This window comes from Streptomyces fradiae (assembly GCF_041270065.1).
GTDB lineage: Bacteria > Actinomycetota > Actinomycetes > Streptomycetales > Streptomycetaceae > Streptomyces.
Map to the genome: position 1 here is coordinate 7,835,708 of NZ_CP065958.1, position 20,728 is coordinate 7,856,435.

Genomic DNA, 20,728 nt, shown 5'->3' on the forward strand with positions numbered 1-20,728 from the left:
CGGCGCTCGCTCGGCGTGCGTGCGGCTGCCATCCGTCACCGATCCCCGGAGTCCCGATGACCACGATCGCCGTCACCGGCGCCAGCGGCTTCTGCGGTTCCCACGTCGCCGCCACCGCCGCCGCTCGCGGGGCCGATGTCCTGTGCGTCGGCCGGCGCCCCGGCCCCGTCGGCCGGCACGTCCCCTGGGACGCCACGCGCGAGGACCCCGACCTGTCCGGGGCCGACCTCGTCGTGCACTGCGCGGCGGCCGTCGGCGACCCGGTGCCTGGCTCACCGGCCGAGGCCATCCTGCAGGCCGTCAACGTCGACGGCACGGCACGGCTGCTCCGGGCCGCCGGCGGCCGGCCGGTGGTGTGGGTGAGCAGTGCCAGCGTCTACGCCCCCGGGCCGGGACGTACCCGGATCACCGAGGACCATCCGGTGCGCGGGCACCTGAACGCGTACGGCCGCACCAAGGCCGCCGGCGAGGCGCTGGCGCTCGCCGCGGGCGCCGTGGTGCTGCGGCCGCGGGCGGTGTACGGGCCCGGGGACCCGCATCTGGTGCCCCGGTTGCTGTCCCGGGTCCGCCGTGGGCTGCTGATGCTGCCCGGCCCCAGCGTCCGCCTCAGCCTGACCGCCGTCGAGAACCTCGCCGACGCCTGTCTGACGGCCGCCGGCTGGCCGCCCGGCGCGTACAACATCGCCGATCCCGTCCCGTACGAGCGCGACGACGCGATCCGCACAGTGCTGCGCGCCCACGACACCCGCGCCCGCATCGGCCACCTGCCGCTGCCGCTCGCCCGGGCCGCGGCGACCGCCGCCCAGAGCCTCGCCCGGCCGCGCCCGCACGCCGAGCCGGCGCTCACCCGCTACGCCGTCGACCAGCTGGCGCACTCCGTCGTCCTGGACGTGTCCCGGGCACAGGCCCAGGGGTGGCGGGCGGAGCGCACGCTCGCCGACTACCGGGGCGGGAGCACCCGTTTGGCGCCGAGCCGGACCCGGTAGCGCTCCCGCGCCGCGAAGTCCGCCGCCGCCCACACCGCCGGGCGCCCGACCTCCGCGCACAGATGGAGGATCGCGTCGTCCCCGGCGTGAACGCCGACATGGGCGCCGTAGGCCCGGTCGGTGGAGTTGAACAGGACCAGGTCCAGGGGGCGGGGGACCGGCACCTGGACCGTCGCCTCCGTGTCGCTCCAGAGCTCGGAGGAGCGCAGCTCGGGCGGCGTCAGGCCGAAGTGCCTGAGCACCTCGTACGCGTACAACTGGCAGTTGGCGCCCGCCGCGAGGCCCGGCCGGGCGGCCACGGCCGCAGAGCCCGGGTAGCGCGCACCGTCGTACCGGACGGCCCAGAAGTCCCCCGGAAGGGCGGCGATGATCGACCCCATCTCGGTGCGGGTCAGCGGAGTGCCGCGCCCGCGTCGAGCGCCGGGCCCACCCGGCCGGTCACCGCGGCGACGGCCTGGATGCCGGAGGCGGCAGGGGTCTCGGTCACGGGGCGATGCTGCCACAGCAGCACGCCACCGCGCGGCGCCCGGGGCCCGCGTCCTTCGCCCGCCGCCCCGGATGTGGCACGGTGAAGCCATGCCGGTTCCCGTGATTCTCGACTGCGATCCCGGTCACGACGACGCCTTCAACATCCTCCTCGCCGCCGCGAATCCCGCGATCGAGCTGCTCGCGATCACCACCGTCGCGGGCAACCAGACGCTGGAGAAGACCACGCTCAACGCCCGCCGGGTCTGTTCGGTGGCCGGGATCCGGGGCGTGCCGATCGCCGCCGGGCGGGACCGCCCGCTGCACGGGCCGCGCCGGATCGCCGAGGACATCCACGGCGCGTCCGGCCTGGACGGGCCCGGCTTCGCGGCGGGCGAGCCGGACGTGCCGCTGGACCCGCGCGACGCCCTCACTCTCGTCCGGGACACCCTGCTCGCCCACCCGGCGCCGGTGACGCTCGTACCGACCGGGCCGCTCACCAACATCGCGGTCCTGCTCCTCGCCCACCCGGAGCTCGCCGGGCGGATCGAGCGGATCGTGATGATGGGCGGTTCGACGGAGCGCGGAAACACCACGCCCGCCGCCGAGTTCAACATCCTGTGCGATCCGGAGGCGGCGGACATCGTCCTCCGCAGCGGGCTGCCGGTGACGATGTTCGGACTCAACGCGACCCACCAGGCACAGGCCACCCCGGAGGTCGTTGCCCGGATCGCCGCGCTCGGCACCCCGCTGAGCGGCCTCTGCGTCGACCTGCTCACCTACTTCGCGTCCACCTACCGCGAGGTGTTCGGCTTCGACGCGCCCCCGCTGCACGACCCGCTCACCGTTGCCCATCTGATCGACCCGACGCTGGTCGGCCTGGCTCGGGCGGCGGTGGCCGTGGAGCTGACCGGCACGCACACCCGGGGCGCGACGGTGGTGGACCTGCACGGGGTGACGGGCCGGCCCGCCGACGTCGAGGTCGCCATGGACGTCGACGCCGACGGGTTCTGGGACCTGATCGTGGACGCCGTACGCGTGCTCGGCGAAGGCCGGGCGACCTGATTCGGCCCCCGGCCCTCCGCCGAGCGGCGGCGCGACGTCCGGCGCGACGTCCGGCGCGCTACGGCTGGCCGTCGAGCCAGCTCAGCTTGTGCCCGTACAGCACCCGCTGGCAGTAGTCCGTGCCCACCGGATCGGCGGCGTCCCGGTTCGCGGTGCAGTCGGCAGCCGACCCCGGACGGTGCTCGGAGAGGGACCAGAGCCGCCCCGTGCCGCGCTCGACGTAGAGGTCCTCGGCGCCCCGGGCGGTCTTGACGGCCTGCCCGTTCTGGACCAACTGGCCATTGCTCCAGACGTAGCGCCAGAGGTTGCCCGGCTCGTCCGTGCCCTTCGACTCGTTCACGTACAGCGTGCCGCCCACCGCCGCCGCGCCCTGCGCGCCGCCGTTCGTCAGCGGCAGGTAGTTGGCCCAGCCCTGCGCGGCCACGTCGGCGGAACGGCCCTCGAGCTCGGCGACGGGATACGAGGCGATGCGGCCGGTGGACGGGTAGCCGCTCTCGGGGCGGCAGTACTCGCCCATGAGCAGGCGGTCCGGGGTGGTGCTGCGGTCAAGCGAGATGTACGAGGCCTTCGGCGCACCGGTCGAGACACAGGCGTAGGAACCGGCCGGATTGCTCTGCGTCGCCTTGAACTTCCACGCGGCGACCTGCGGCATCACATAGCGGTAGCCGAAGCTGTACCAGACGTTGTCGTGCCGGCCGACCTTCGTCTTGTCCTCGACGTTGGCGGTGGTCTGTACGCCGTCGGTGTCCGCACCCATCGCGTCGTGCGTGCTCGCGTCGCCGTCCGGGTCGAGGTCCATGATGTAGCGCATGTCGAAGACGCGCAGGCCGTTGCGGGTGTCGGCGACGTAGAGGTAGTTGCCGTACCAGACGATTCCGCCGGCGTGGACGCCCTTCTGGATCGGGTACTCGGAGGCGTGCAGCCCGTCGAAGGAGACGTGGTCGGCCGAGTTGATGTACGTCCAGCCCAGCAGGACGTGCCGGTACTTGACCTCCGGACTGCCGGTGGCCGGGTTGATCCGGCTCTGGACGAAGGTGATCCGCACGCCCTTCTGGTTGCAGGCGTCGTTCGCCTCCAGCTCGGCGGTCGTGCAGTCACCCGTCGTCGGGTCCGGGTCGGTCTCCCGGCCCGGGTCCCAGCCGTCGTACGAGGCGAAGAGCTGGATGTTCCCGGCCGTGCCCCACAGTTCGTCGTCCTGGGCGTCGGACACGCCGGTGAATCCCTGGGGCACCCACTCCTGCGATACGGAATCGTCGTTCTGCAGGCAGTACTTGATGTCCGGGTCGGCGGCGGTCCCGAACGGATCGCGCGAACACCACGGCGTCACGGTGCGGTTCGCCCCGGCCAGCAGGTTCTGCACGCCCGACTTGGGGAGCACCGAGTCGAGCCGGCTGACCCGCGAGGTGGTCTCGGCGTTCAGCGCGCCGGGCGACAGGGTGAAGTCGCCGGGCGAGGCCGCGCCGCCGGGCGAGGTCCAGGCGGTGGCCCCGAACGCCGAGGGAGCGCCCTCGTTCGCGAGGGGCTCCTGGACCGTGGGGTCCGAGACGTCCAGCGGCACGTCCTCGGCGTGGGCGGCCGGCGCCACGAGGCCGGTGAGCAGGAGCGAGGCCGCGGCGGCTGCGGTGAGCCAGGCGCGGCGTATTCGCCGTGAGGGCATGGGAGGTTGCCTCCGTCGATGCTGTGTCAGACAAGTCGAACGGAGGGTTCCAGAACGCCCGAGCGAAACGCAAGGAGGGGTGATGTGTCGTCAAAACCACCTATGAGCAGGGGAGTTGATGGCGATATGGGTGATTCGCGCCACTGGGGGAGGGTGCGAGCACGGGGGGCGGGGCGGCCGCTCGGCGCAAGACCTGCCGCTCATCCGCACAAGATCCACACGGTGGGTCTTTCCGTACGCTGTCCGGGGTGGGGCGCGGACGCCCCACCCCGGTGCAGGGGACGCGGATCTTGTCGAGGACCGGTTCGAACTGCATGCAGTCCGCGCGCTGTCCGGGTGCGATCAGTACCGACAGCGGGCGGCAGCGGCCCTCCGCGCCGAGGTGGACAGATCCCCCCTGCTGACCGCTTCCGGAACGATGCTTCACTTTCCCGAAGGGATACGTTCACGCGTCGCTGTGACGATCCAGACTGCCCCGGGGATGCAGACACCGTCCGCGGTCTCGAACTCCGTGAGGGTGTCGTGTACTTCGGCGCGGATACGGGTGATGGTGCTCGGGTCGACATGGCGCAGGTTGTAGCGCGTCGGGCCCATGGAGAAGATGAAGTCGGCAGCGTCGTCCGCGTTGACGCCGAAGGTCATGGGCGCCTCGGCTGGATCCACCTCGATGTCGGTGAACCCGCTGGCGGCGAGCACGTGGCGGGTGCGCGCCGGGTCGAGGAGCGACCCCATACCCCTGGAGGCGGGGGATGCCTCGCGCAGGAACGGCGAGAGTGCGGCGGTTGCGCGGGCGTAGGCGCTGTCCGGGCCCGCGGGCTGCGGGCCGAGGAACGCAAGGCGGCCGGCGGGCGCGAGCGCGTGCCTGAGATGGGTGAAGGCTGCGACGGGGTCGGCGAAGAACATGACGCCGCCGCGACTGATGAGGACATCGAATCCGCGGTCGGGGAAGGGATGCACCTGTGCGTCACCCTGCTCGAAGGTGACGTTGTCGAGACCTTCCTGGGCTGCGTCACGGCGGGCACGTTCCAGCATCGGCGCGGACAGGTCGATACCCACGACGTTTCCGTCGTAGGCCCGTTGCGCCGCGAGGCGCGTCGTCTGGCCGGTGCCGCAGCCGACGTCGAGGACCCGGTTCGGGGCTGTGATGTCCGCGGCGGCGAAGAGGGGCGCGTTGAACGCGCCCATCATCCCGTTGTAACGCTCGGCGTGTTCGGCCCAGAGGGTGCCCTCCCAGTCGTTCCATGCCTCTGCCTGCTGACGGTTGGCGATCGTGTGCACGGCCTGCCTCCAAACTTAGAGTTCACCTCTAGAGTCCAACTCTAGATATAGACTCCAGTCATGAGTGACGGCAAGGGGAAGCAGGGCCGCAAGGCCCAGGAGACACGGCGACGGATCATCGAGGCGGCCGGCGCGCTCTTCGTCGAGCAGGGCTACGGGGCGACAAAACTGCAGGAGATCGCCGACCGGGCAGGGGTGGCGGTGCAGACCGTCTACTTCGTCTTTCGCAACAAGCCCTCGCTGCTCAAGGAACTTGTCGATGCCGCGATCGCGGGCGACGACGAACCCGTGCCGACGATGGATCGGCCCTGGTTCGCGGAGGTCATGACCGCGCCTACCGCCGAGTCCGCACTGGCCGCACTGGTCGCCGGCACCCGCAGGACACTCGAACGCGTCGCGGCCATCAACGAGATGGTCCGCGCCGCGACGGCAACCAACCCGGAGATCCGGGAGTTGTGGCCGGATCAGGCAGATCCGCGGTACACCGTGATCGCGACCGCGGCGAAGTCCCTGACCGAGAAGCCAGGTGCCCGCCCCGCCACCCCCGCCGAAGAAGCGGCGGACATCATCTACGCCATCCTCAGCCCAGAGCTCTTCCTGGTCCTCACCCGCGACCGCGCGTGGCCACCGGCCAAGTGGGAGCAATGGGCGTACGACACCCTCAGCTCTCAGCTGCTGGTCGACAACGGGCGCTGATCGACTCGGCCTTCGAGGGCGACATGCTTCGCGGTTTCGCAGGCGCCGATGCGTCGGGGGCCCTGATGTTGATCGAGGAGACAGGCCCTAGTCTTCGGGGCATGGCCCTGCGACCTGACGAGTTCTACGACCACGCCCTCGCCGCCACGGACGACGAACACCGGCTCCCGCTCGCGCGCATGACGGGGTGGGACATCAGCCCGTTCGAGCAGGACGGACTGCGCGTCGCACCGCTGCGGCCTCCGGTCCTGCCCGAGCCCGCGCGGCACGGAGAGGACCCGTCGGACTGCGGGTCGTGCCGCGCCCGGGACGAGGGGATCTGGCGGAACGACCGGTGGCGGCTGACCCGGATCCAGGGCGTCGGCGTGCCGCTGGTGCTCATGCTCCACCCGCGCGATCACTACGACATGGCCGACCTGCCCGACGACCTGGCGGCCGAACTCGGCGTCCTGTCCACCCACATCGTCCGCCACGTCCAGGCCCTGCCGCACATCTCGCGCGCCCACGTCTACCGCATCGGCGACGGCGGCGCCCACCTCCACATCTGGTTCTTCGCCCGCCCCGAGGGCCAGGCCCAGCTGTACGGCTCATGGCTGCCCGTCTGGGACGACCTGCTGCCGGAGTACCCGGCCGACGTCGCGGACGCCGACGCGGCGCTCGTGGCGGACGGGCTGGCCGCCTCGGCCGGCGGCGCGACGACGCACGCCTGATCGCGGGGGAGCGACATGTCGTCTCTTCCGCCCCCGTCCTACGACGCCGTGCTGTGCGACATCGACGGTGTGATCCGGCATTGGCCTTCGGCCGACGCCCTGGAGGAGGAGCACGGGCTGCCCGTCGGCGCGCTCGCGGCCGCGGCGTTCGCACCGGCCCGTCTGGTCCCGGCTGTCACCGGGCGGATCACCGATGAGGAGTGGCGGTCGGCGGTCGCCGCCGACCTCACCGCTCGCCACGGATCGAAGGACCGCGCCGAAGCGGCGGTCCTGGCGTGGTCCGGCCTCGTGCCCGCCGTCGATCAGGACGTCGTCGCGTTGCTTCGGCGCGTCCGCGAGGTCGCCTCCGTCGCCCTGGTCACCAACGCGACCACCCGGCTGGAGCGGGATCTGGCGCACCAGGGCCTCGCCGACCTCGCCGACGCCGTCGTGAACACCGCGCGCATCGGCGTCGCCAAACCCGATCCCCGCGTCTACCGCATCGCCGCCGAGCGCCTCGGGGTGGCGGTCGACCGCTGCCTGTTCGTCGACGACACGGCGGCCAACGTCACCGCTGCACGTGAGATCGGGATGACGGCCGTCCACTACCGGCGGCTGGAAGACCTGTGCGCGGCGCTGTCGCCGCTCACGGTGACTCCGTAGCGTCCGTAGCGTCCGTAGCGTCCTTGGTGTCCTTGGCGTCCTTGACCGAGACGAGGACGCCGATCTTGTCGATGCGGTGCTCCGGGTTGCCCTGGGCGTCCCGCCAGAAGTTGCCCGCCGCGTTGTCCTCCGGGGTCGCGCACGTGGAGAGCGTGATCATCGCCTCGGTGGGGCGCTCGCCGGGCGACCCCGGTACGGCGGCCCGCTGCTCCGCGAGGGAGCGGGCGGAGCGGAACGAGGTCGACCGGGTCTCGGTGATCCGGTACTCGTAGATCCGGCCGTCGGCCTCCACGAGGACCCGGTCGCCCTTCTCGACGGACGGGAGCTCGCGCAGCGGCCCGCCGGCCGAGAGGCGGTGCGCCGTCACCAGATAGTTGCCGATGTCGCCCGGCCCCGCGCCGCCCCGTTTCCCGTACGGGCTCGCCGCCATGCCGCGGTCCTGGATCCGGGTGCCGGCCCGGTCGTCGGTCGTCCCCTCGTACGGCACGACCCGCAGGCCGGCGACCCCGATCGACGGGATGTGCAGCTCGGCGACCCGCGGCCGGGGGGCGGGCACCGGCGTGGGCGTCGGCGTGGGCGTAGGTGTCGGTGTCGGCGCGGGTGGCGCCGGTGGCGCCGGTGGGGGAGCGGGGGCGGGCGAACGGCTCGCGGGCGCCTTCGAGGAGTCGCCGGCTTCTGTCGGGGACCCGCCCGTCAGCATGGCCAGGACCGCCGCGACGACGGCCGCGACGACCGCCGCGAGAACCGCGACGACCTTGCGGGAGCGCGTTGACCGGGGCATGGGCATCGACCACCCGAACGTCTCCGGCGGCCGGCCGGCCGCCTGGCACATCCGACCCCTCCACGCTACGTGCCCTGCCATCCCCCGCGCGCGCCCGGCGTGCCGCGCCCGCCCGAATGCGCGCGGGATGGCACGGTCGGGCGGGAAGGCCGGGGGACCGGGCCATGGAGCGGGAGCGGGAGCGAGGCGAGGCAGCGCGTGACGAGGGAAGACGTGACGCGACACGGCAGGTGGGGCAGGTGGGACGCCCGGCGCCGCAAGGCCGCGGCACGGCTGGCGCAGCTGCGCCGGGACCCGTTCACCGTGCAGAGCGTGCGCTCCACGGCGGCGGCGACCCTCTCGTACGTCGTCGCGCTCTGGCTCAGCAGCGAGCCCGCGCCGCTCACCGCACCCCTGACGGCGCTCCTCGTCGTCCAGGTCACCGTCTACTCCACGCTCACCACCAGCCTGCGCCGGGTGAACTCGGTGGTCGTCGGCGTGCTCATCGCCATCGCCTTCAGCGCGCTCGTCGGGCTCTCCTGGTGGAGTCTCGCCCTGATCATCCTGGCCTCCCTCGTCGTGGGCCGTCTCGTGCGGGTCGAGGAGTTCGTGCCCGAGGTCGCGATCAGCGCGATGCTCGTGCTCGGCGTCACCCAGGTCGCCCACACCGCCTGGGACCGGGTCCTGGAGACCCTGATCGGCGCGGCCGTCGGACTGCTGTTCAACCTCGTCCTCGCCCCGCCCGTCTGGGTGGACACGGCCGGCGACTCCATCGAGGACCTGGCCCGCCGGATGCGCCGCCTGCTGATCGACGTCGCGGAGGAGTTCGGCGGCGCGCCCCCGGTCGAGCGGGCCGCGGCCCGCCTCCACGAGGCACGGCGGCTCGACAACGACGTGGCCGACGTGGACGGCGCGCTGCGCACGGCCGAGGACAGCCTGCGGTTCAACCCGCGGGTCAAGGAGGGGCTGCTGCACCGGATCGTGCTGCGCACCGGCCTCGACACCCTCGAGATCTGCGCCGTGGTCCTGCGCGTCCTCGCCCGTACCCTCACCGACCTGGCCAAGGAGCGGGAGGGCCGGGAACTGCTGCCCGCCCCGACCGCACTCGCCCTCCGGGAGGCGGCGCAGCACACCGCCGACGCCTTCGTCAGCTTCGCCGTCCTCGTCACGTCCTCCGGAAGCGACGCGGCCGAGGCCGCCGAGTCCCGGCTCGCGGGCGAACTGCGGGCCGCCCGCGCCTGCCGGGGCCGCGCCGCCGGCCTGCTCCTCGCCCTCGCGCTGCGCGAGCCGGGCCGATGGCAGCTGTACGGGGCGATGCTCGCCGAACTCGACCGCGTACTCGACGAGCTCGACCCCGAACACCGGGGACGGCGGCTGATGGAGGAACTCGACCGGCACACCCGCGAGAGCCGCGCACGCCGCCGTAGGCTCACCCTCCGGAATGTCCTCGGCCGCTCCCGGCAGCCCGCGCAGACCCCGCAGGCCCCGCAGAGCTAGGCCTGCTGTCGTCAGCAGGCGTCGGCGCCGCCGGCCACGATCGCCTCCCCGAGCGCCGCGAGCGCATCGGCCAGCTGGTCCATCCACTCCGAGACGGGCCGGCCACCGCCCTCGGACTGCAGGGCGACGAACGCGCCGTCGTAACCGGCCATCCCGAAGGCCGCGAGCGCGTTCGCGACCTGGTCGGCGGTCTCCTCGCCCGCGCCCGCGAAGGACGAGCGGATCATGTGCGCCATGTAGGCGCGGCCTTCCTCACGGACCGAGATCACGGTCTGCAGCGCCTCGGGCGCCTCCGCCGCCTCGCGGCTCATCACGAGCACGAGCAGCAGGCGCAGGAACTCCTCGCCGTTCTCCATGACGTCGCCGGTGCGCCGCAGGTACCAGCGCAGTCGCTCGTGCGGGGTGCCGTCCTCGGGAGGGTTGCGGTGGGTCTCGCGCATGGCGGCGAAGAAGGCGTGCGCACCCTGCTCCATGACGGCCGAGAGCAGTCCGGCCTTGGACTCGAAGTGGTGGTAGAACGCGCTCTTCGGCAGCCCGGTCTCCTTGCTGAGCGCCGACATCGACGTCCCGGCGTAGCCGCGTACGGACATCACGCGGGCGGCCGCGTCCAGGATCTCCTGCCGTGACCGGCGGCCGCGGCGGTTGGTTCGTGTCTCCGGCGCGGGCGGCTCGATCATCTCCACGCTCCGGAGTCTAGGCGACGCCGGGAAGCGGCCCCTCGGCGGTACCGGATGCGGAAAATCCGCGTCCGGAAACTCTTGACGGCTCTCGGAGGGGCGCTGCTACCTTTCGAAATGTACCGACCGATCGGTCCAAAACTTCGCCACGCTTCCCCCTCGCTTCTCCCCACGCTTCCCCCACGCGCTTCTTTCTCCCTCGCCTTACGCGTTCGAGCCTGACCCACGGAGCCAGCGCATGACCCAGCAGTACGACGCGGACGTCGCCATCGTCGGCTACGGCCCGACCGGCGTGATCGCCGCACTCACCCTCGCCCGATACGGCATCTCCGCCGTCGCCCTCGAACGGGACCGGGCCATCTACCCCCGGGCCCGGGCCGTGACGGTCAACGACTGGACGATGCGGATCTTCCAGGACCTCGGCATCGACGAGCGGATCGACAAGGTGATCGACCCGCAGCGGGCCCTGCGCTGGATGACGTACGACCGGACCGAGATCATGCGGATCGAGCACCCGCCGTCCACCCTCGGCCGCACCCCGCGCTTCTACAACATCTACCAGCCCACCATGGAGGCCGAACTGCGCGCGGCCGTCCGGGAGCGGTACGACGACCTGGTCACCGTGCACTACGGCGACGAGGTCACCGGCATCGAGCAGGACGCCGACGGCGTCACCGTCACCTCGACCTCCGACGGGACGACCCGCACCACCCGCGCCCGGTACGCCATCGGCTCCGACGGCGGCAGCAGCGCCACCCGGTCCCGGATCGGCTGCACACTGCTCGGCGACACCGACAACGTCACCTGGGTGGTCGTCGACTGCCACGTCAAACGCTGGTGGCCCGACCGGGACTTCCTCACCTTCTGGTCCGACAAGGAGCGCCCGGTCGTCGACATCGCCCTGTCCGCGGGCAACCACCGCTGGGAGATCCCGCTCAAGCCCGACGAGACCCCGGCCGACTACCCGACCAGCGCCGAGCTCTGGCCGCTGCTCAAGGCCCTCGGCGTCTCCGAGGACGACGTCGAGATCCACCAGCACGCCTTCTACCAGCACCACGTCCGCATGGCCGACACCTTCCGCCAGGGCCGCGTCTTCCTGGCCGGCGACGCGGCGCACCTGATGCCGCCGTGGGCCGGCGCCGGCATGCAGACCGGCATGCGCGACGCCCACAACCTGGGCTGGAAACTCGCCCGCGTCCTCAAGGGCGAACTCCCCGAGGCCTGGCTCGACACCTACGAGGCGGAGCGCCGCCCCAGCGCCGCCTTCTACACCGGCCTCGCCGTCGGCCTCGGCCGGGTGATCAAGCAGGAGGTCTCCGCGGAGGAACAGGCCGCCATGAACGCGGTGCCCGAGAACACGGTCACCCCGTTCGAGCCGCCGCTCACCCGCCCGCCCGTACTCGAAGGCGGCTGGATCCGCGGCGAGACCGGTGACGCCAGCGTCATCGGCCGCATGATCCCGCAGCCGATCACCGGCGACACCGCCGGCCGGATGGCCCGCCTGGACGAGCACCTCGGCCACCACTTCGTCCTGCTCGGCGACGACATCGACCCGGCGGCCCTGCTGACGGCCGAGGAGAAGGCCGGCTGGGACGCGCTCGGCGCCCACTACCGCGCGGTGCGCCCGAAGACCGCGCACACCGAGGGCCCGGACGAGCTGGTCGACCTGGACGAGGTCGTCCTGCCCTGGATGCGCCGCTACGGGGCGCGGGTCGTCGCGGTCCGCCCCGACCGGTTCGTCGCCGCCGCCGACACCCACGGCCTCGCCGTGCCCGCCCTCTGAGAGCAAGGAGAAAAGTCTTGTCCGGTGTCAAGGAACTCGGATACGTCGTCTACGAGGTGAGCGGCCTCGCCGACTGGGAGCGCTTCGGCGTCGACCTGCTCGGCATGCAGCTCGGCGAGAAGACCGGCGACGGCTTCACCCTCCGTACCGACGAGAAGGCCCACCGCTGGATCGTCACCGAAGGCCCGGCCGACGACCTGGTCGCCACCGGTTACGAGGTCGAGGGCGCCGACGCGCTCGACGCCCTGGTCGAGCGGCTGCGCGCGGCCGACGTCGAGGTCAGCGAGGGCGACGCGGCACTCGCCGCCGCCCGCAAGGTCGACCGGATCTTCCTCACCGCCGACCCGATGGGCAACCGCATCGAGCTGGTCGACGGCCTCGCCGACGCCGCCACCCCCTTCGAGTCCGCGTCGCTGCTCGGCGGCTTCGTGACCGGCGCCGGCGGCGCGGGCCACCAGGTCCTGCTGACGCCCGGCGTCTCCCGCGAGACGTACCTGGCCTTCTACGTCGACCTGCTCGGGTTCAAGGTCAGCGACATCATCATCGAGGAACTCGCTCCGGGCGTCTTCGCCGACCTGATCTTCCTGCACTGCAACCCCCGCCACCACAGCGTCGCGCTCGGCGACATGCCCTTCCCCAAGAGCACCCACCACTTCATGGTCGAGGTCGACGACATCCGCGACGTCGGCCTGGCCTGGGACCGCTGCCTGGCCGCCCACCAGCCCTTCCACATGACCCTGGGCATGCACCCCAACGACCAGATGTTCAGCTTCTACGTCGAGACGCCCTCGGGCTTCAACGTCGAGTACGGCTGGGGAGGCATCCTCATCGACGACGCGACCTGGGAGGTCAAGACCCTCGACAAGCTCAACAGCTGGGGTCACATGCCCGCGGGTCCGGTGGCGGAGATGCTCGCCGCCGGCGCCGCCAACTCGAAGATCGGACACTGACGTGGCACTCGACCCGAACGTCATCGGCAAGGACGTCCAGACGCCGCGCTGGAAGATCCACTACTACGAGGCCGGCGAGGGCCACCCGGTCGTGCTGCTGCACGGCGGCGGCCCGGGCGCGACCGGCTGGAGCAACTACCAGCCCAACATCGAGGCGCTCGCCCGGCACTTCCGCGTCATCGCGCCCGACATGCCCGGCTGGGGCGACTCCGACGCGGTCGACTTCGCCACCATCGACCACGTCGAGGTCCTCGTCGAGCTCTTCGACGCGCTCGGCATCGACAAGGCGGCCATCGTCGGGAACTCGATGGGCGGCCACAACTCCATCCGCTTCACCGTCGAACACCCCGAGCGGATCTCGCACCTGATCACCATGGGCCCGCCGATCCAGCCCAAGCCGTTCCTGTTCGGCGCGGGCGGCCCCAGCGAGGGCATCAAGATCATGTACGGGACCTACCAGGACCCCAGCCCGGAGATGTTCGAGCGGCTCGTCGAGATCATGGTCTTCGACAAGGAGAGGTTCGCCAGCCCCGAGCTGATGCGTGAGCGCTCCGCCAATGCCCTGAAGCATCCCGAGCACCTCGAGAACGTCGCGAAGAGGATCCCCTTCGCGCCCATCCCGATCTGGGTCGACCAGTCCCGGCTCGGCGACATCACCGCACCGACCCTGCTCATCCACGGCCGCGATGACCGCGTTGCCACCATGGAGGGTTCGATGATGCTCAACGCCGCGATACCCGACTCCCGCGCCCACATCATCAACCGCTGCGGCCACTGGGCCCAGCTGGAGCACGCCGACGAGTTCAACCGGCTGGTCACGGACTTCGTCATCAACAACTGACACTCGTTCGAGCCCGAGCAGGGCCTGTACGACACCGCCGACGTGAGGGCGGCGGTGCCGTACAGGCCCTCTCGCCTGTCGGGGAACCGGGTCAGGGACCCTCGTCGCCGAGACCCCGCTCCAGGGCGTGCGCCGCCGCCTCCAGGGTGGCGACCAGGGACCGCAGCCGGTGCGGGTCGTAGCGCACGCTGGGCAGCGACACCGACAGACCCGCCAGCGCGGTGCCCTCCCGGTCGCGGACCGGGACGCCGACGGCGACCAGGCCGCGCTCGGAACGCCCCCGGTTGACGGCGAAGCCGTTGCGCCGCAGCCGCCGCAACTCCGCCCGCAACCGGTCGGGATCCGGCCGGTCCGCCGGGCGCTCCCGGTACCGCTCGGCGGCGTACACCTCGTCGAGCTCCTCGTCGGAGAGGTCGGCGAGCAGCAGCAGGCCCGCCGTGGTGCGGTGGGCCGGGAACACCATGCCCTCGCGGGAGCCGACCCGCAGGGCCTGCCCGCACTCGACGCTGGCGATGAACCGCACCGTGTCCCCGGTGCGCACGATCAGGTTCGCGGTCTCGTCGAGGAGGTCGACGACCCGGTGCAGATGGGGCAGGGCCGCGGTCCGCAGCCGGGAGACCAGCGACTGGGAGTGCGAGGCCAGCTCCAGGACCGGGCCCGCGCGGTACTCGCGGTCGTCGCCCTGCACGGCGAAGTCCCGGTAGACCAGCATCGCCAGGATCCGGTGGGCGGTCGACCGTGCCACGCCCAGGCGTTCGGCGATCTGCGACACGCTCGCGCCGCCCTCCAGCTGCAGGATGGTCGCCGCACGCAGGGCGTGGTCCACGCTGGCGATGGGGTAGGGCGGCGGGGTCTTGAGCGGCTTGTCGTCCATTGGCTTGCTCCGGTGTTCTCCCGGGACGGATCTGCTCCCATCATAGGGACGTTCTGTTGTGCAGAATCTTCATGTTCTTCAGAGAAGAACGGCGCACGCTGGGCCTTGTGACGCACTCCTCCCTTGCCCATGACATCGCCTCGGGCTCCCCGGTACGGCTGCAGGCCGTCGCCGCGGAGGGGCAGCCCGAGGTCACCTCGGCCCTCGAAGAGCTGTACCGCGGCTTCGAGAACGAGCTGCTCGTCCCGCTGTGGACCGAGATCGGCGACCTGATGCCGGCCCACCCGCGCTCCCGCGCCGTACCGCACCTCTGGCGCTGGCAGCGGCTGCGGGAACTGGCCGACCAGGCCGGACAGCTCGTACCGGTCGGCCGCGGCGGCGAGCGCCGGGCCATCGCCCTGGCCAACCCCTCTCTCGGCGGCCGGCCGTTCGCCACCCCGACGCTGTGGGCGGCCATCCAGTACCTGATGCCCGGCGAGGACGCCCCCGAGCACCGCCACACCCAGCACGCCTTCCGCTTCGTCGTCGAGGGCTCGGGCGTCTGGACGGTTGTCGGCGGCGACCCGGTGCCGATGAACCGCGGCGACTTCCTCCCGCAGGCCGGCTGGAACTGGCACGCCCACCACAACGCCACCGCCGAGCCGATGGCCTGGATCGACGGCCTGGACATCCCCTTCCAGTACGTCACCGAGACCCAGTTCTTCGAGTTCGGCCGCGACGAGATCACGGACGCCGAGCGGATCACCCCCGAGCGGTCCCGCTCCGAGCGCCTGTGGGGCCACCCGGGCCTGCGCCCGCTGTCGGCCACCCCGACCGCACCGGGCAGCCCGTTGCTCTCCTACAAGTGGGAGTACACCGACGCCGCCCTGCGCGACCAGCTCCTCCTGGAGAAGGAGGGGTTCGGCGGCACCGTCGAGCCCGGCCACGCCGCGGTGCGCTACGCGAACCCGCACGACGGCTCCGACGTGCTGCCCACCCTCCGCGCCGAGTTCCACCGCATCGCCCGCGGCGCCGAGACCGCTCCCGTGCGCGAGACCGGCTCCTCCGTCTACCAGGTCTTCGACGGCTCCGGCACGGTCACCGTCGGCGACAAGTCCTGGACGGTCGGCCGCGGCGACCTGTTCGTCGTCCCGTCCTGGGCGCCGTTCTCCGCCCGCTCCGAGGCCGCCCGGAGCGACTCCGACTCCGGCGCCCTCGACCTCTTCCGCTTCTCCGACGCGCCCGTCTTCGAGGCGCTCAAGCTCCACCGCACCCAGAAGGACGCCTGACCATGAAGCTCGCCACCCTCCGCACCCCCGACGGCACCCGGGCGGTCCGCCTCGACGGCGACGTCCACGTCGACCTCGGCCACGCCGACCTGGGCGAGCTGTTCGCCCAGCCCGACTGGCGGGCGCAGGCCGCCGCCGCGGCCGGCCCCACGTACCCCGTCGCCGGCGCAGACTTCGCCCCGGTCGTCCCGAACCCCTCCAAGGTCGTCTGCGTCGGCCACAACTACACCAACCACATCAAGGAGATGGGCCGGGAGCTCCCCGATTACCCGACCCTCTTCCCGAAGTTCGCCGAGACCCTGATCGGCGCCGGCGACGCCATCGTCAAGCCCGCCGAGACCGACGCCCTCGACTGGGAGGTCGAACTGGCCGTCGTCATCGGCGAGCAGGTGCGCCGCGCCGACGACCAGCAGGCCGCCGACGCCATCGCCGGCTTCACCGTCATGAACGACATCTCGGTCCGCGACTGGCAGTTCCGCACCATCGAGTGGACCCAGGGCAAGATCTGGGAGGCCTCCACCCCGGTCGGCCCGTACGTCGTCACCCCCGACGAGGTCGGCGGCGTCCGCCCCGCCCTCAAGGTCCGCACGGCCGTCGACGGGCAGGTCATGCAGCAGGACGACACCGGCACCCTGCTCTTCGACCCGGTCTTCCTCGTGAAGTACATCTCCACCGTCATCACCCTGCGCCCCGGCGACATCATCGCCACCGGCACCCCGGCCGGCGTAGGCAACGCCCGCGACCCCAAGGTCTTCCTGCTCCCCGGCCAGACCGTGGTCACCGAGATCGACGGCCTCGGCGCCTGCACCAACCAGGTGGTCGCGGGATGACGAGCACCAGCACTGGTATCGACCGTACGAGCACCGGCGCCGGCGTCCGGACCTTCACCGACGCCCGCCGCTGGGCCGTCATCGGCGCCGAGCTGACCTTCGAGGCCGTCGCCGGACTCGACGACGCCGGCTACGCGGCACCCAGCGCCCTGCCCGGCTGGACCCGCGCCCACGTCGCCGCGCACGTCGCCGCCAACGCCGAGGCCCTGTCCAACCTGGTCCACTGGGCCGCCACCGGCGAACCCACCCCGATGTACGCCTCGCCCGAGGAACGCGCCGCCGGCATCGAACGCGGCCGCGCCCTGCCGGCCGCCCGGCTGACCGCCTGGCTGCGCCGCTCGGCGGACGCCCTGGAGGCGTCGATGGACGAGCTCACCGACGGACAGTGGCGGCACGAGGTCGTCACCGCCCAGGGCCGTACCGTCCCCGCCACCGAACTGCCCTGGATGCGCTCCCGCGAGGTCTGCGTCCACGCCGTCGACCTGGCGACCGGCGTCACCTTCGCCGACCTGCCGGGCGACTTCCTCGTCGCCCTGTGCGACGACGTCGCCGCCAAGCGCGCCGCCGCCCCCGGCCCGGCCGTGACCCTGCGGGCCGGGGCCATCGGCGCCGGCTGGGAGCTGCCGGGCGAGGGCGAGCCCGTCCTGGTCACCGGCGAACTCCACGACATCACCGCCTACCTCACCGGACGGGCCGCCGGCCCGCGCGCCGCCGACGGCTCACCCGCCCCCGCGCTCGGCGCCTGGCTCTGAGAGGAACACACACCGTCATGACCACTGGAACCACCCCTGCCGGGCAGCCCGATGTCATCGTCGTCGGTGGCGGCATCGGCGGCCTCAGCACCGCCTACGCCCTGACCCGTCAGGGCCTGAAGGTCCGCGTCCTCGAACAGGCCCCGGAGTACGGCGAGGTCGGCGCCGGCCTGCAGATCGCCCCCAACTGCACCCGCATCCTCCACGAGTACGGCCTGCTCGACGAGGCCAAGGCGCTGGGCGTCGTCCCGGAGAACATGGTCATGCGGGACGCGCTCGACTCCCGGGAGCTGACCCGGCTCGACCTGCGCGACCTCGAACGCCGCTACGGCTTCCCGTACATGGTCATCCACCGCAGCGACCTGCACGGCATCTTCCTGCGCGCCTGCGAGCGGGCGGGCGTCGAGCTGCTCAACAACCAGACCGTCGTCGCCTACGAGAACACCGAGGGCGGCGCCCTGGTCCGCCTCAAGGACGGCCGCGTCGAGTCCGCGCCGCTGGTCGTGGCCGCCGACGGACTGCACTCGGTGGCCCGCCGCGACCTGATCGGCGACGAGCCGGTCAGCTCCTCGTACGTGGCCTACCGCGCTGCCGTCCCGTTCGAGCAGGTCAAGGACAACGGCGTCGCGGAGAACGACGTCACCGTGTACGTCGGCCCGCAGCGCCACTTCGTGCAGTACGCGCTGCGCGGCGGCGAGATGTTCAACCAGGTCGCCGTGTTCGAGTCGCCCAGGGCGATGGCCGGTCAGGACGACTGGGGCACCCCCGACGAGCTGGACGCGGCCTTCGAAGGCAGCTGCGACACCGTCCTCAAGGGCGTCCCGCTGATGTGGCGGGACCGCTGGTGGCGGATGTTCGACCGCGACCCGATCGAGACCTGGGTGCACGGCCGGATCGCCCTCCTCGGCGACGCCGCGCACCCGCCGCTCCAGTACATGGCGCAGGGCGCGATCATGGCCATCGAGGACGGCTGGGTGCTCGCGCAGCACTACGCGCGCCTCGCCGAGGCCGCCCCGGCGGGCGCCGCGCCGGACTGGGACGGTGCCCTCGCCGCGTACGAGGCGGTCCGGGTGGAGCACTGCCGCCGGGTGCAGACCACGGCCCGCGCCTGGGGCGAGCTGTGGCACGTCGACGGGGTGGCCCGGGAGCAGCGCAACGCGATCATGAGGGCGCGGGACGCGTACGACTACTCCTTCACCGACTGGGTGTACGGCCCGACCGCGCTGACGCCGGACGAGGAGCCGGAGATGTTCACGCCGATCCCGCTCTCCTCGGCGGCCGTCGAGGAGCCGGTGGCCTGACCTCCTCACGCCCGACCGGTGGCCGGGGGCGACGCGCAACGCGTCGCCCCCGGCCACCCGTTGTTTCAGGGCCGCCGGCGGGCCAGCGTGGAGCCCAGGGCCGTGGCCGCGGCGCGTACGGCGTTGGCGTGCGACTCGGGGCGGAAGCGCCCGACCGGGCCGGTCACGCTGACGGCGGCGACCGCCGTCCGCCCGTCGGGGGCCAGGACCGGAGCGGCGACGCAGAGCAGCCCGGGCGTCGACTCCTCGCGCTCGTAGGCGACCCCGGTCTCGACGGCCTTGTCGAGCTGCCGGCGCAGCAGCCCCGGGGCGATCACGGTGTGCGGGGTACGCCGTTCGAGCGGGCCGGTCAGGACGGCGGTCCGCTCCTCCTCCCCGGCATGGGCGAGCAGCACCTTGCCGATGGCCGTGCAGTGCAGCGGCATCCGCCCGCCGGTGCGGGACGGCGTCCTGGCCTGCCGGTGGCCGCCGATCTTGGCGACATAGACGACCTCGTGTCCCTCGCGCACCCCGAGGTGCACCGTCTCGTGGGTCCGCTCGTAGAGATCCTGGAGGAACGGCATCGCCATTTCGAGCAGGGTCCGTTCGGCGGCGGCGCGCATGCCGAGCTCGAAGAGACCGCCGGAGAGCCGGTAGCCGTGCTCGGTCTTGTCGAGCAGCCGGTGGTGCACGAGATCCCCGGCCACGCGATGGACGCTGCCCTTGGCCAGACCCGTACGCCGCACCAGTTCGGCCAGCGGCAGCACGGAGTCGGCCGGGCCGAACGCCCGCAGGATCGCCAGTGCCTTGCCCAGGACGGTGTCGCTGTCCTCCATGAGAAGAGCGTACCGCTGAGTGGAACGCCTTCATGGAGCTCGCCCCTCCCCGTACCCCAGATTGGATGCCATGCCCCAGAACCACCCCACTGTCGGCACCGACAGCATCGCCGCCGCCGCTGCCCGGCTCCGCGCGGCCGCCGCCACCGGCACCCCCGCCGCCCCCGTACGCGACCTCATCGGCCGCGACGACGTCCGCGCCGCCTACGCCGTGCAGCGGCTGCTCACCGCCGAGCGGATCGCGTCCGGCGCCACCGTCACCGGCCGCAAGATCGGCCTGACCTCCGCCGCCGTGCAGCAGCAGCTCGGCGTCGACCAGCCCGACTTCGGCTTCCTCTTCGACGACATGGCGCACGCCGACGGCTCGGTCGTGCCGTCCGACGCCGTCCTTCAGCCGCGGGTCGAGGCCGAGATCGCCTTCGTCCTCGGCGCCGACCTCGCCGAGGGACCGCTCGACGCCGCCCAGGTGCGCGCGGCCGTCGACCACGCCGTCGCCGCCATCGAGATCTGCGGCAGCCGGGTGGCCGACTGGGACATCAGCTTCGGCGACACGGTCGCCGACAACGCCTCGGCCGGTGCCTACGTCCTCGGCACGCGGCGCGTCCCGCTGACCGCCTTCGACCCCGTCGCCGCCGAGATGACCCTGACGATCGACGGCGAGACCGTCTCCACCGGCAACGGCGCCGCCTGCCTCGGCGACCCCGTCGACGCCGTCGTCTGGCTCGCCCGCCAGGCCCGCGACCTGGGCGAACCCCTGCGCGCCGGCCAGGTCGTCCTCTCCGGCGCCCTCGGCCCGATGCGTCCCGTCACGCCGGGCGCCGCCGTCCGCGCCACCGTCACCGGCCTCGGCACGGTGTCGGTCACCTTCTCCGCGTAAGGAA

General features: G+C 72.5%; 21 protein-coding genes. 14 read left to right on the top strand and 7 right to left on the bottom strand.

What is annotated here, in order from left to right; translation table 11 throughout:
• Positions 1 to 56 precede the first annotated feature (56 nt).
• A complete protein-coding gene (locus tag JAO84_RS35595) occupies positions 57 to 986 on the top strand; it encodes an NAD-dependent epimerase/dehydratase family protein (RefSeq protein WP_370416578.1) in 930 nt (309 codons plus the stop codon).
• Here JAO84_RS35595 and JAO84_RS35600 read toward each other — a convergent pair.
• A complete protein-coding gene (locus JAO84_RS35600; RefSeq protein WP_370416579.1) occupies positions 941 to 1,366 on the bottom strand; it encodes a hydrolase in 426 nt (141 codons plus the stop codon). The genes JAO84_RS35595 and JAO84_RS35600 overlap by 46 nt on opposite strands.
• Positions 1,367 to 1,562: 196 nt before the next feature.
• Between JAO84_RS35600 and JAO84_RS35605 the strand changes: the two genes are divergently transcribed.
• Positions 1,563 to 2,516, top strand: coding sequence for a nucleoside hydrolase (locus JAO84_RS35605; protein ID WP_370416580.1), 954 nt, complete (start codon positions 1,563 to 1,565; stop codon positions 2,514 to 2,516).
• 58 nt (positions 2,517 to 2,574) lie between these two features.
• Here JAO84_RS35605 and JAO84_RS35610 read toward each other — a convergent pair whose 3' ends face one another.
• Entirely contained in the window at positions 2,575 to 4,173 is a 1,599-nt protein-coding gene (locus JAO84_RS35610) for a hypothetical protein (protein WP_370416581.1), read from the bottom strand.
• Between the two features lie 423 nt (positions 4,174 to 4,596).
• Complete coding sequence (locus JAO84_RS35615) at positions 4,597 to 5,451, bottom strand: class I SAM-dependent methyltransferase (protein WP_370416582.1); 855 nt, start codon at positions 5,449 to 5,451, stop codon at positions 4,597 to 4,599.
• Positions 5,452 to 5,511: 60 nt separating this feature from the next.
• Between JAO84_RS35615 and JAO84_RS35620 the strand changes: the two genes are divergently transcribed.
• From JAO84_RS35620 to JAO84_RS35630, 3 genes are all read left to right on the top strand, one after another.
• The gene (locus tag JAO84_RS35620; protein ID WP_370416583.1) at positions 5,512 to 6,147 is read left to right on the top strand and encodes a TetR/AcrR family transcriptional regulator; all 636 of its coding nucleotides are present in this window, start codon (positions 5,512 to 5,514) and stop codon (positions 6,145 to 6,147) included.
• 101 nt (positions 6,148 to 6,248) lie between these two features.
• Entirely contained in the window at positions 6,249 to 6,857 is a 609-nt protein-coding gene (locus tag JAO84_RS35625; RefSeq protein WP_370416584.1) for a hypothetical protein, read from the top strand.
• 15 nt (positions 6,858 to 6,872) lie between these two features.
• On the top strand, positions 6,873 to 7,499 hold the full coding sequence (locus tag JAO84_RS35630) for an HAD-IA family hydrolase (protein ID WP_370416585.1): 627 nt from the start codon (positions 6,873 to 6,875) through the stop codon (positions 7,497 to 7,499).
• Here the strand turns inward: JAO84_RS35630 and JAO84_RS35635 are convergent.
• Positions 7,483 to 8,280, bottom strand: coding sequence for a class E sortase (locus JAO84_RS35635; RefSeq protein WP_370416586.1), 798 nt, complete (start codon positions 8,278 to 8,280; stop codon positions 7,483 to 7,485). The two genes, JAO84_RS35630 and JAO84_RS35635, sit on opposite strands and share 17 nt — an antisense overlap.
• 273 nt (positions 8,281 to 8,553) lie before the next feature.
• On the opposite strand from JAO84_RS35635, the gene JAO84_RS35640 reads away from it, so the two are divergent.
• Positions 8,554 to 9,756: an aromatic acid exporter family protein gene (locus tag JAO84_RS35640; RefSeq protein WP_370416953.1), complete on the top strand. Its 1,203-nt coding sequence runs from the start codon at positions 8,554 to 8,556 to the stop codon at positions 9,754 to 9,756.
• 11 nt (positions 9,757 to 9,767) lie between these two features.
• On the opposite strand, the gene JAO84_RS35645 is transcribed toward JAO84_RS35640, so the two are convergent.
• Positions 9,768 to 10,433: a TetR/AcrR family transcriptional regulator gene (locus JAO84_RS35645; protein WP_370416954.1), complete on the bottom strand. Its 666-nt coding sequence runs from the start codon at positions 10,431 to 10,433 to the stop codon at positions 9,768 to 9,770.
• A 238-nt stretch (positions 10,434 to 10,671) separates the two neighbouring features.
• Here JAO84_RS35645 and JAO84_RS35650 point away from each other — a divergent pair, with 238 nt between their 5' ends.
• From JAO84_RS35650 to JAO84_RS35660, 3 genes are read left to right on the top strand one after another with little or no spacing between them, the layout of a single operon-like run.
• A complete protein-coding gene (locus tag JAO84_RS35650; RefSeq protein WP_370416587.1) occupies positions 10,672 to 12,216 on the top strand; it encodes a bifunctional 3-(3-hydroxy-phenyl)propionate/3-hydroxycinnamic acid hydroxylase in 1,545 nt (514 codons plus the stop codon).
• Positions 12,217 to 12,233: 17 nt separating this feature from the next.
• Positions 12,234 to 13,166 (top strand): VOC family protein, encoded by a 933-nt coding sequence (locus JAO84_RS35655; RefSeq protein WP_370416588.1) that lies wholly within the window; start codon positions 12,234 to 12,236, stop codon positions 13,164 to 13,166.
• A 1-nt stretch (position 13,167) separates the two neighbouring features.
• Entirely contained in the window at positions 13,168 to 14,007 is an 840-nt protein-coding gene (locus JAO84_RS35660; RefSeq protein WP_370416589.1) for an alpha/beta fold hydrolase, read from the top strand.
• A gap of 91 nt (positions 14,008 to 14,098) precedes the next feature.
• On the opposite strand, the gene JAO84_RS35665 is transcribed toward JAO84_RS35660, so the two are convergent.
• On the bottom strand, positions 14,099 to 14,881 hold the full coding sequence (locus tag JAO84_RS35665) for an IclR family transcriptional regulator (protein WP_370416590.1): 783 nt from the start codon (positions 14,879 to 14,881) through the stop codon (positions 14,099 to 14,101).
• A gap of 107 nt (positions 14,882 to 14,988) precedes the next feature.
• Here JAO84_RS35665 and JAO84_RS35670 point away from each other — a divergent pair, with 107 nt between their 5' ends.
• From JAO84_RS35670 to JAO84_RS35685, 4 genes are read left to right on the top strand one after another with little or no spacing between them, the layout of a single operon-like run.
• On the top strand, positions 14,989 to 16,149 hold the full coding sequence (locus tag JAO84_RS35670) for a cupin domain-containing protein (RefSeq protein WP_370416591.1): 1,161 nt from the start codon (positions 14,989 to 14,991) through the stop codon (positions 16,147 to 16,149).
• Between the two features lie 2 nt (positions 16,150 to 16,151).
• Positions 16,152 to 16,979 (top strand): fumarylacetoacetate hydrolase family protein, encoded by an 828-nt coding sequence (locus tag JAO84_RS35675; RefSeq protein ID WP_370416592.1) that lies wholly within the window; start codon positions 16,152 to 16,154, stop codon positions 16,977 to 16,979.
• On the top strand, positions 16,976 to 17,731 hold the full coding sequence (locus tag JAO84_RS35680; RefSeq protein ID WP_370416593.1) for a maleylpyruvate isomerase family mycothiol-dependent enzyme: 756 nt from the start codon (positions 16,976 to 16,978) through the stop codon (positions 17,729 to 17,731). Before JAO84_RS35675 ends, JAO84_RS35680 begins: the two co-directional genes overlap by 4 nt.
• A gap of 17 nt (positions 17,732 to 17,748) precedes the next feature.
• Positions 17,749 to 19,032, top strand: a complete 1,284-nt coding sequence (locus tag JAO84_RS35685; protein ID WP_370416594.1) for an FAD-dependent oxidoreductase — start codon at positions 17,749 to 17,751, stop codon at positions 19,030 to 19,032.
• Positions 19,033 to 19,097: 65 nt separating this feature from the next.
• Here the strand turns inward: JAO84_RS35685 and JAO84_RS35690 are convergent, their stop codons facing one another.
• Entirely contained in the window at positions 19,098 to 19,847 is a 750-nt protein-coding gene (locus JAO84_RS35690; protein ID WP_370416595.1) for an IclR family transcriptional regulator, read from the bottom strand.
• 70 nt (positions 19,848 to 19,917) lie between these two features.
• Between JAO84_RS35690 and JAO84_RS35695 the strand changes: the two genes are divergently transcribed.
• Positions 19,918 to 20,724 (top strand): 2-keto-4-pentenoate hydratase, encoded by an 807-nt coding sequence (locus JAO84_RS35695; RefSeq protein WP_370416596.1) that lies wholly within the window; start codon positions 19,918 to 19,920, stop codon positions 20,722 to 20,724.
• Positions 20,725 to 20,728: the final 4 nt, after the last annotated feature.